At 73.0% G+C, this 10,614-nt stretch carries 8 protein-coding genes and 1 pseudogene; 7 read left to right on the top strand and 2 right to left on the bottom strand.

What is annotated here, in order from left to right; all coding sequences use genetic code 11:
• Positions 1-13 precede the first annotated feature (13 nt).
• Complete coding sequence (locus tag ABZ809_RS22745) at positions 14-208, bottom strand: hypothetical protein (protein ID WP_357564585.1); 195 nt, start codon at positions 206-208, stop codon at positions 14-16.
• A gap of 512 nt (positions 209-720) precedes the next feature.
• On the opposite strand from ABZ809_RS22745, the gene ABZ809_RS22740 reads away from it, so the two are divergent.
• From ABZ809_RS22740 to ABZ809_RS22710, 7 genes and pseudogenes are all read left to right on the top strand, one after another.
• Positions 721-2,289, top strand: a complete 1,569-nt coding sequence (locus ABZ809_RS22740; RefSeq protein WP_357564584.1) for a fatty acid--CoA ligase — start codon at positions 721-723, stop codon at positions 2,287-2,289.
• Positions 2,290-2,451: 162 nt separating this feature from the next.
• Entirely contained in the window at positions 2,452-5,577 is a 3,126-nt protein-coding gene (locus tag ABZ809_RS22735; RefSeq protein ID WP_357564583.1) for an amino acid adenylation domain-containing protein, read from the top strand.
• A gap of 44 nt (positions 5,578-5,621) precedes the next feature.
• Complete coding sequence (locus ABZ809_RS22730; protein WP_357564582.1) at positions 5,622-6,605, top strand: aldo/keto reductase; 984 nt, start codon at positions 5,622-5,624, stop codon at positions 6,603-6,605.
• A 58-nt stretch (positions 6,606-6,663) separates the two neighbouring features.
• Complete coding sequence (locus ABZ809_RS22725; protein WP_357564581.1) at positions 6,664-7,401, top strand: hypothetical protein; 738 nt, start codon at positions 6,664-6,666, stop codon at positions 7,399-7,401.
• Positions 7,398-8,258 carry a family 3 encapsulin nanocompartment shell protein gene (locus ABZ809_RS22720; RefSeq protein WP_357564580.1) on the top strand — a complete coding sequence of 287 codons (861 nt, stop codon included), beginning with the start codon at positions 7,398-7,400 and terminating at the stop codon, positions 8,256-8,258. Before ABZ809_RS22725 ends, ABZ809_RS22720 begins: the two co-directional genes overlap by 4 nt.
• A 177-nt stretch (positions 8,259-8,435) precedes the next feature.
• Positions 8,436-8,603, top strand: a pseudogene (locus ABZ809_RS22715) (phospho-N-acetylmuramoyl-pentapeptide-transferase); the annotation flags it as partial.
• Positions 8,604-8,899: 296 nt separating this feature from the next.
• Entirely contained in the window at positions 8,900-10,069 is a 1,170-nt protein-coding gene (locus tag ABZ809_RS22710) for an MFS transporter (RefSeq protein WP_357564579.1), read from the top strand.
• Here ABZ809_RS22710 and ABZ809_RS22705 read toward each other — a convergent pair.
• On the bottom strand, positions 9,961-10,614 hold a 654-nt coding region (locus ABZ809_RS22705; RefSeq protein ID WP_357564578.1), incomplete at its 5' end, for an FAD-binding oxidoreductase. The genes ABZ809_RS22710 and ABZ809_RS22705 overlap by 109 nt on opposite strands.

The following is a 10,614-nucleotide window of genomic DNA, read 5'->3' as shown; positions in this document are numbered from 1 at the left end:
GGTGGGGATGCGCTCAGACCGTGACCGGAAGGGGCACCAGGGCGGGCACCAGCGGCAGCCAGATCCGGCCGTGGTCGTCGAGGCAGGTCCGGTGGACGGTGCCCTGCTCGTGCGGTGTCGTGTAGCGCTCGTACGCCGCGTACGGATTCGCGAAGTAGTCGTCGTCCATCAGCTTCCGATGCCCGTGCACCGGGCATTTGTTCGCCATGTCGTCCTCGCCGTGATCGCTGGAAAGGAATTGCTGTCGGCATCCGGTGCGACGGGCGGGAGGGACCACCCGCGCGCCCATGTTCCCTCAGCCCGTCCACGCTCGGGTAACTGCCCGGATGACGACTGTTGGTGCGGTGACGCTTCAGCCCGCGAGTACGGGGATCTGGATTTCGGTGTCGTGTTCGAGGGTGCGGTGTCGGAGTTCTTGAAGGCTGCGGCCGGCCCGTCGGGCCAGTTCTTCCACTGTTACCAGGGGATGGGCACGCTCCGATTACGTTCCATTACGCACTCGTGCGCCGAGGAGGAATAGCGATGACAACATCGCTGGTCAAGAACAGCGCGCCGATCGGGCGGCGGCATTTGCCAACGACCCGGTACTGCTGGCGAGCGCGGAGGGCGAGTTCGTCCAGATCATCGTGCGGATGGCGTTGGTGAATCCGTCCGGCATGCGTATCCAGGCCGACGTGGCGTGATTCGCCCCCACCCGTACGCCCACTGAGGAGGACCCCGGTGACTGTCCAGTTGCGCACGCTCGTCGACGTGGCGCGTAGGCATGCGGCCCAGCAGCCGGACGCCGTCGCGATCATCTGCGAGGGTCGGCGCGTCGACTACGCCACCCTGCACCGCGTCAGCAACCAGGTCGCGCGCGGTCTCCAGGCGGCCGGGCTGCGCCCGGGTGACCGTATCGCCTACCTGGGCAGGGAGTCCGAGCACTTCTACGACCTGTTCTTCGGTGCGGCGAAGGCCGGTGTGGTGTTCGTGCCGATCAACTGGCGGCTGGCTGCCGGCGAGGTCGAGCACATCCTGCGGGACTCCGGCGCCGCGCTGGTGTTCGTCGACTCCGACTCGGCCGTCGTCGCCGAGAAGCTGGCGCCGGAGTTGCCGATGCTGCGGCAGGTGGTCGCGCTGGACTCCGACGGCGTGGCCCGCGCCGGCTTCGCGGCCTGGGCGTCGGCGCAGCCGGACGCGAACGTGCTGACCAGGGTCACGCCCGACACGCCGTTGGCGCAGATGTACACCAGCGGGACGACGGGGCTGCCGAAGGGCGTCGTCCTCGCGCACCGCAGCTTCTTCGCGGTACGCGACGGGCTCGCCTCGGAGAACCTCGACTGGCTCGACCTGCGCGAGGGCGACGTCAGCCTCCTCTGCAACGGCGGCTTCCACATCGGCGGCCTGTCGTGGGCCGCGATGGGTTTCGCCGCGGGCGCCGCGAACGTGCTGATGCGCGAGTTCAACACCGCGGGCGCGGTCGAGCTGATCAGATCGCTGCGCGTCACCACCATCCTCGCGGTGCCCTCGATGCTGCGCCTGCTGCTCGCGGAGCCCGGCGTCACCAAGGCGGACTTCGCCTCGCTGCGGAAGATCGTCTACGGCAGCGCGCCCATCTCGACGGCGCTGTTGGCCCGCTGCATCGAGGGCTTCGGCTGCGAGTTCGCCCAGATCTACGGCCTCACCGAGACCGGCAACTCCGCCGTCTGCCTGCCCCCGGCCGACCACACCCCGGACGGCGGCAAGATGCAGTCGGCGGGGCTGCCGTACCCGGGCTTCGAGGTCAAGATCGCCGACGACAAGGGCAACCCGTTGCCGCCGGGCGAGGTCGGCGAGGTCTGGCTGCGTTCGCCGGGCGTGATGGTGGAGTACTGGAACCTGCCGGAGGCCACGGCGAAGACGATTGTCGACGGCTGGGTCGTGACCGGGGACGCCGGCGTGCTGGACGAGGACGGTTACCTGTACATCCGCGACCGGATCAAGGACATGATCATCGTCTCGGGGGAGAACGTCTACCCCGTCGAGGTCGAGAACGTGATCAGCCGTCATCCGTTGGTCGCCGAGTCGGCGGTGGTGGGCGTGCCGGACGAGCGTTGGGGCGAGGCCGTCTACGCGTTCGTGGTGCCGGTGGAGGGCCAGCAGCTCACCGAGCGTGACCTGGCGTTGCACCTGCGGGGTCAGCTCGCGGGCTTCAAGCAGCCGCTGCACTACGAGTTCATCGACCGGGTGCCCCGCAACCCGAGCGGGAAGATCCTGCGTCGCGAGCTGCGGGAGCGGTTCTGGCAGGGCCACGAGCGCAGGGTGAGCTGACCGCGACGACGGCGGTGATCAGCGAGCGGGACACCCGCGAAAGGTGATCACCTTCTGCACCGACGCGACGGTCAAGGGCGGTGCGAAGCTCGCGCGCACGGTCGGAATCAGCCCGTTCGCGGCGTGACGACAGGCCGGGCGGGCACGGGGACAGGAGGCGTGATGAGGGCGGGCGACACCGGATCCGCGGCGGCGGTTCCCGTCTCCGACGGACCCACCTGCCGGTGCACCGCCGCCCCTCCGGCGGCTGCCGGAACGCCGTACGACGACCGGCCCTTCCTCGCCGTGCCCGGCATGGTCGAGGAGCGCGTCGACCGGCACCCGCACCGTCGGGCGGTGTCGTTCCGGGGCCGCTCGCTGACGTACCGCGAACTCGACGACCTGGCCAACGGCGTCGCCGCCGCCCTCACCGGGCGGGGCGTCCGGCGGGGCGACGTGGTGCCCGTCCTGCTCGCCGACGGGCTCGAACTGCCCGTCGTCGACCTGGCGTTGATGAAACTCGGCGCGGCCTTCGTCCCCGTCGATCCCGGCTGGCCGGCGGACCGGCTGCACACCTCGCTGCGGGTGGTCCGGCCCCGGCTCGCGGTGGTACGCGGCGCCGGCCCGCGTCCCGACACCGCAGACGTCCCCTGCCTGCCCGTCGACCTCGACGGGATCACCCCGACCCGCCGCCGGCCCGGCGTGCCGATCGGCCCGGCCGACCTGATCTACGGCTTCTTCACCTCGGGCACCACCGGCACCCCGAAGTGCGCGCTGAACCGGCACGACGGGATCGCCAACCGGCTGCGGTTCATGACCCGCCACTTCGCGGCGACCGACGACGAGGTGGTGCTCCAGAACAGCCGGCACACCTTCGACTCGTCGGTGTGGCAGATGTTCTGGCCGCTGACCATCGGCGGTCGGACGGTGGTGCCGGTCGAGGGCGGGTTCCTCGACGTCGAGCGGACCGTCCGGACCATCGCCGACGAGGCCGTCACGATGACCGACTTCGTGCCGAGCGTGCTCGGCGCGCTGGTCTCGGTCCTGGACCGGGACCCGGCCGCCCGCCGCGCCGTCGCGTCGCTGCGCAACGTGATCGTCGGCGGCGAGGAGATCGACCCGTGGGCGGTGCACCGCCTGGTCGAGCTGGTGCCGGGGGTGGCGGTCACCAACGGCTACGGCCCCACCGAGGCGTCGATCGGCATGATCTTCCACACCGTCGCGCGATCCGACGGCGACGTTATCCCCATCGGCCGGCCCATCGACAACTGCCACGCCGCCGTGGTGGACGCCGAGCTGCGGCCGCTGCCGCCGGGCGAGACCGGCGAGATCGTGATCGGCGGCGTGTGTCTGGGCGAGGGGTACCTCGGCGACGCGGCCCGCACCGCCGAGGTGTTCGTGCCCAACCCGCTGCCCGGCATCCCCGGCCCGCGGCTCTACCGCACCGGCGACCTCGGCCGGATCGCCCCCGACGGCCGGCTGCACTTCGCCGGCCGCCGCGACCACCAGCTCAAGGTCCACGGTGTGCGGATCGAGGCCGGCGAGATCGAGACCGCCGCCACCCGGCTGGCCGGCGTACGGCAGGCGAAGGTACTGCTCGCCCGCGAGCACCGGGGCCGGTCGCTGGCCCTCTTCCTCGCCGCCGACCCCGAGGTGACGGAGCCGCAGGTGCGGGCGCACCTGCGGCGGCTGCTGCCCCGGACCCACGTGCCCCGGCACGTCGTCGTGCGCGACGCGCTGCCGCTGACCGGCAACGGCAAGGTCGACCGGCAGGCGCTGGAGGCCTGGCTGGACCGTACGCTCGCCGACCGGATCCGCCCGCCGGCCGCGCCCGCCGAGGCGCAAACGCTGCCCAATCGTGTGCTGGGGGTGTTCCGGACGGTCCTCGGCCGGCCCGACCTCGGCCCCGACACCGACTTCCTCGACGCGGGGGGCGACTCGCTCCAGGCCCTCGACGTGGTCACCGCCCTCGGCGCGGACCAGAGCCTCCGCGTCGGCGTGCAGGACCTGTTCACCCACCGCAGCGCCGCCCGGCTCGCCCGGGCGCTCGCGGCAGGGCTGCGCGCGGCCGACCCCGCCGAGACCGAGGACGAGCTGCTGGAGCGGGACGCGAAGCTCCCGGCCGACCTGCCCGTACGTCCCGTCGGCCGGCGCCGGGCGCCGCGTACGGTCCTGGTCACCGGGGCCACCGGATTCGTCGGCGCGCGCCTGGTGCACGAGCTGCTCGCCACCACCGACGTCCGGGTGCTGTGCCTGGCCCGCGCGGCCGACGACGCCGAGGCCACCGCCCGCGTCGTGCGCGCGCTGGCCGAGCGGGGCCTGTGGCGGCCCGGCCACGGCCTGCGCCTGCACGGGTACGCGGCCGACCTCGGCCGCCCGGCCCTCGGCCTGACCCCGCAGGCGTGGGACCGGCTGGCCCACGACTGCGACCTCGTGCTGCACGCCGGGGCGCTTGTCAACTTCCTGTTCGACTACCGGGCCCACCGCGCCGCGAACGTCCTCGGCACCGCCGAGCTGCTGCGGCTCTGCCTGACGGGCCGACCGAAGCCGCTGCACCACGTCTCCACCCTCGGCGTCCTCGACAGCGAGGCCGCCCGCCACCCGCAGCCGCTGCCCGAGACGTACGACCCGGCCCTCGCCGTCGCGCCGACGAGCGGCTACAGCCGGTCGAAGTGGGTGGCGGAGCGGTACCTCGACGAGGCCCGGCGGCGGGGCGCGACGATCACGGTGCTGCGCCTCGGCGAGGTGATGCCCGCGGCCGACGACGGCCACCCCAACCCCCGGGCCCTGACCCACCTGCTGCTGGCGGCCTGCCATCAGCTGCGGATGCGGCCCGACGCGCCTGTGCGCTCCGACTGGACGCCGGTGGACTGGGCCGCCCGGCGGATGGTCGCCACGGTCGTCGATCCGCGCCAGTGGGGCGGCACGCTGCACGTCCTGCACCCGGTGAGCGTCGACTTCACCGACCTGCCGCTGGCCGGCGCGGACGCTTTGCCCCGGGTGAGCTGCGGGCGGTTCCTGGCGGGGCTGCGTGCGGCGGCGGGCGCGGGCGACCGCGACGCCGCCGTGCTGCTGGCCCTCTTCCCGCCCGGCGCGGGCGCCGACGAGGAGCGGCTGCGCGCGGTCTTCGCGACGCTGCTCACCGACAACCCCCGGCTCTTCCGGCGCGACGCCTGCGCCGAGCTGGAACGGTGCCGGGGCTTCACCGACCGCCGACTCGGCCCGTCCGTCGGCGCCTACCGCGCCTGGCTGGGCGAGCACGTGCGGCGGGAGGCCGACCGGCTGCTGCTGCAGGCGGAACCAGGGTGAACGGCCGCGCGGAACGCGGTGACCGGCACGGACGAGGGAGTGGAATGCGATACCGCAGGATGGGTCGGCTCGGCTGGCAGGTCAGCGAGGTCGGGTACGGGATGTGGGGCATCGGCGGTGGACCCGGTGGTTTCACCGGCTGGGACTACGACACCGCACCGGCCTGCCTGGACGAGGCGGTGGAACGGGGCTGCAACTTCTTCGACACCGCCTGGGTCTACGGGCGGGGCGTCAGTGAGCAGCTCCTCGGCGGCCTGGTGCGCCGGCACCCGGACCGCCGGCTGTACCTGGCCACCAAGATCCCGCCGAAGAACCGCGAGTGGCCGCCCGGCCCCCGGGACAGCCTGGACGACGTCTTCCCCGCCGAGCACATCCGCGAGTTCACCCACCGCAGCCTCGAGAACCTCGGCGTGGACCGGATCGACCTGCTCCAGTTCCACGTCTGGGAGGACCGGTGGGCCGCCGACGGCCGCTGGCAGGAGGCCGTCGCGGACCTCAAGCGGGAGGGCGTGGTCGACGGCGTCGGGATCAGCGTCAACCGGTGGGAGCCGACGAACTGCCACGCCGCACTCGACACCGGCCTGGTCGACGTCGTGCAGGTCATCTACAACGTCTTCGACCAGGCGCCGGAGGACGAGCTGTTCCCGCGCGCCCAGCGCGACGACATCGCGATCATCGCCCGGGTCCCGTTCGACGAGGGGACGCTGACCGGCACGCTGACCGCCGACAGCACCTGGCCGGAGGAGGACTGGCGCAGCACGTACTTCGGGCCGGAGAACCTGCTGCCCAGTGTGGAGCGCGCCGAGCGGCTGGCCGCCGACGTACCGGCGGGGATGACCATGCCGGAGCTGGCGCTGCGGTTCATCCTGCACCACCCGGCGGTGAGCACGGTGATCCCCGGCATGCGCCGGGTCGAGCACGTGCGCGCCAACCTGGCCGTCAGCGACGGCGTGCCACTGGACGCCGGGCTGCTGGACACGCTGCGCGCGCACCGGTGGGACCGCAAGCCCACGTCGTGGTCGCAGTGAGCGCGGCGCAGCACGGGGCCGCGCCGCTGCGCCGGGCGACGCGGTACGGGAGGCCGGCATGCCGGTGATCGCCATGTGGGCGCACCCCCGGGCGCTCTCCACCGCGTTCCTGCGCATGATGATCGCCCGCGGTGACGTCACGGTCGTCCACGAGCCCCTGGTCACCCTCGTCGACGAGGGGCAGGCCGAGCTGCCCACCGCCGACGGCGGCACCGTCACCGTGACCGACGCGGCCGAGGTCGTCGCGCACCTGGGCGAGCTGGGCCGGGACCGGACCGTCTTCGTCAAGGACACGCTCGAGTACCGCTACCGGCACCTGTTCGACGACCCCGGGGCGGTCGCCGACGTCACGCACACCTTCATCGTCCGGGAGCCGGCCCGCACGATCAGCTCGCACTACGCGATAAAGCCGACGGTGACCTGCCCGGAGATCGGCTACGAGCACCAGTGGGAGCTGTTCGACCTGGTCAGCCGGACCGCGCGCCGGCCGCCGGTGGTGATCCGGGCCGAGGACCTGCTGCGGCACCCGGAGGAGACGGTGGCCGCCTGGTGCGCCGCCGTGGGGCTGCCGTTCCGGCGGGAGGCGCTGAACTGGGCGCCGGGGGAGCGGGCCGAGTGGCGGCGTACCCGCAAGTGGCACCTCGACGTCGAACGCACCTCGGGCTTCTCGCCGGTCGAGAAGTCCTTCGAGGTGACCGTCGCCAACAACGACATCCTGCGGTCGTACCACGACCACCACCAGCCCTTCTACCAGCGACTGATCCGGCACGCCATCCGCATCGGGGAGGACTCATGACCACCACCGCCGCCACGCCGACCGTGACCGCGTCGTCGACGCTGTCGCCCGGCGAGCTGTTCGCCCGCGCGTACGCCGACGATCCCGCCGGCGCCGAGGTGCGCTTCGACTACACCATCACGGACGCCTTCCAGCCGACCAAGGAGCGGCCCCGGGTGACCGTGCGCAACCTGTTCCGCAAGCGGTCGGTCGGGATGGAGCCGGTCCGGTTCTGGTGCGAGTCCCGGCCCGACGCGGGGGAGGCGGCGGCGGTGCACGAGTCGGGCCTGCGCCGCGAGGCCGCCTTCCGGTTCGGCACCGCCTCCGCCGGGGTGCACCCGATCCGCGCCTGGGTGCGCATCCCCGAGGAACTCGCCGACGATCCGGAGGCGCTGGCCGTCTTCGTCGACTACCGGCTGCTGGTCCGCCTCGCCACGGCCGAGAACCAGGCGCTGACCATCGGCGAGGGCGGCCTGCTGCGGCACCCGGAGATCGGGCGGCTGCCGTACCGGCACGACTGGCTCAGCGGCCTGCTCGCCGCCTGCGACGAGATCGAGCAGACCGGGGCCACCCCGCACGCGATGATCGTCAACCCGAGGGACTACTACACCCACCTGCTCGGCAAGGGCTCCCTCCTGACCGACCTGACCCGCAACGGCGTCCAGATCAGCCGTACCCGGATGGTGGCGCCGGGCGAGGCGGTGGTGGGCGACTTCGCGATGGCGGCCCGCCTGCTGGACGCCGGGCGGTCCGCGATCCGCGTCGGCACCCCGCCGCCCGGTACCTTCGCCACCGACGGCCCGGCCGTCTGCGCCGAGATCCACGAGGGACTGGCCGTGCACCTGCCGACCCACTTCTTCCACGTCGTACCGGCCTAGTGCCTCGTCATACAGCCTTGGGCCGGTGATCCGCGCTGCGTGGGGCGGTGGTGGCCGCCGGGCCGGTCTGTGGGCGGGAGGGTCGTGCGATCGCCGGACCATCGGCTCGTGATCAGGACGCCATGTACCTCAACGCGGCTGGGTAGCGCACATGGTGTCCTGATCGGGCTTGCCAGCAACCAGGGCAAGAAGGGCATGCCCACGATGGGCGGCGTCGTCTTTATCGTGGCGACCGTCTTCGCCTACGTCGCCGGGCACATCGCCCTGACCACCCTCCCCGAACGGCAGATCGCGCAGGAGGGCTCGACGATGACGGCCCTCGTCCTGCTCGGCCTCGTCTCGTTCCGGACCACCGGAGAACGGGTCTTCCGGATGGTGCCGTCGCACCACCACTTCGAGTTGGGAGCAGCACCACCCGGCGGCCCCTTCTGCAGGTGACCGTCACGGTGGGCGCCCGCCGGCGTGCTGGTGGCGTCCCGTCCACCGAGCGCCGATTAGATCGTGCCGCTTCGATGCCGCTATCCTGTGCGCGAGATCTCCAGCCAATCTAATGTAGACCTCACTTTCATCGATCACCGCGACGCCGGACCCACCTCACCCCCAGCAAGGCCTTACGAAACACGGGCTAGGAGCGTCACCGCATGACCACGACCGGCGGGAAACTGTCGTTCTACCGGCCCATCGTGCCGCTCTTCGCCGCGATCTTCCTGTGCCTGCTCGGCGTGGGCGCGTCCCTGGCCGTGCTGCCGTTCTACGTGCTCGACGAGCTCGACGGCAACCGGGTCGAGGTGGGGGTGGTGATCGCCGCGATCGCGGTCTCCGCCGTGATCGCCCGGCCCATCGCCGGCCGGATCGGCGACCGGCACGGGTACCGGGCGGTGATGCTGGGCGGGGCGGTGGTGTGTGCCGCCGCCGGGGCGGCCTACCTGGTGGCCGGCAACGTCGGCGTGCTGGTCGGCGTCCGGGTCCTGCACGGGATCGGTGAGGCGGCCGTCTACACCGCCGGCGCGGCCTGGTTGGTGGCGCTGGCGCCGGCCGACCGGCGGGGCCGCGTCGTCGGCCTGTACGGCATCTACATGTGGCTGGGCATCACGCTGGGCGCCCTGCTCGGCGCGGTGCTGTTGCGTACCTCCGGTTATCCCGCGGTGTGGCTGTTCGCGGTCCTGGCGGCGGTGGCCGGGGCCGTGCTCGTCGCCGCCCGACCGGGGCCGCAGCAGGCGAGCCCGGCAAGCCGGGCCGGCCTCCTGCCGCGCAGCGCGGTGGCACCCGGCGTCGCGCTTTCCCTGGCCGGGTTCGGCTACGCCGCGCTGGCCGCGTTCGTCGCCCTGCACATGGCCGAGCGGGGCGTCGAGAACGGCATCGCCGCGTTCAACGCGTTCGGCTTCACCTACGTCGGGGTCCGGCTCTTCGTGGGCGGGCTGCCCGACAAGCTCGGCGCTGGCCGGGTGGCCGTCGGCTCGGCCCTGGTGGAGGCGGTGGGGCTGCTCCTCGTCGCGGTCGCGCCGAACCTGCTGGTGGCGGTTCTCGGCGGGCTGGTGATCGGCGCCGGGCTCTCGCTGCTCTTCCCGGCGCTGGCCCTGCTGGTGATCAACCGTACGGACCCGGCCCACCAGGGGGCGGCGCTCGGTGCGTTCACCTCGTTCTGGGACATCGGCCTGGTGGCCGGGGCGCCGCTGGCCGGCCTGGTCGCCAGCGCGGCCGGCTACCCGGCGGTCTTCCAGGTGATGCTGCTGGCAGCGCTGGTGTCGGCGGCACTCTCGGCGTTGACGATGCTGCCTCGCCGCTCCCGGGGCGACCAGCGGACCCGCTGATCCCGCCACCACAGGGGCCAAGGGAATCGGGAGGGGGAGAAGGGGCCGGGATCCACGGGGGGTGGGGCGTCGACCGCCAGCGCGGCGAGCAGGGCGCCCGCCGCGGGCGAGGTCTGGACGCCGTAGCCGCCGAGCCCGGCCAGCCACAGGAACCCCGGCGCGTCGACCGCCGGACCGATCACGGGCACGTCGTCCGGGGCTGCGGTCCGCAGCCCGGCCCACGCCTGGTGGACCCGGCGGATGTCCAGGGTGGTCGCTGCCTGCACCCGCTCGGCGCCGATGGCCACGTCGAGGTCGTCGGGGCGGGCGTCGCCGGGCGGCACGGGAGTGGTGTCGCACGGGGAGACCAGCAGGCGTCCCGACTCCGGCTTGAAGTAGAAGGTGCCGTCGACGTCGTTGACCATCGGCCAGTGCCCCGCAGGGAGGGCGGCGGGCGCGTCCACCAGGAAGGCGGTGCGGCGCAGCGGGGTCAGCCCCACCGGTCGTACGCCGGCCGCCGTCGCGACCTCGTCGGCCCAGGCGCCCGCCGCGTTGACGACGACCCG

Source organism: Micromonospora sp. NPDC047074 (assembly GCF_040643815.1).
In the GTDB taxonomy this organism is placed as follows: domain Bacteria; phylum Actinomycetota; class Actinomycetes; order Mycobacteriales; family Micromonosporaceae; genus Micromonospora.
This window is presented reverse-complemented; position numbering and strand designations above follow the sequence as displayed.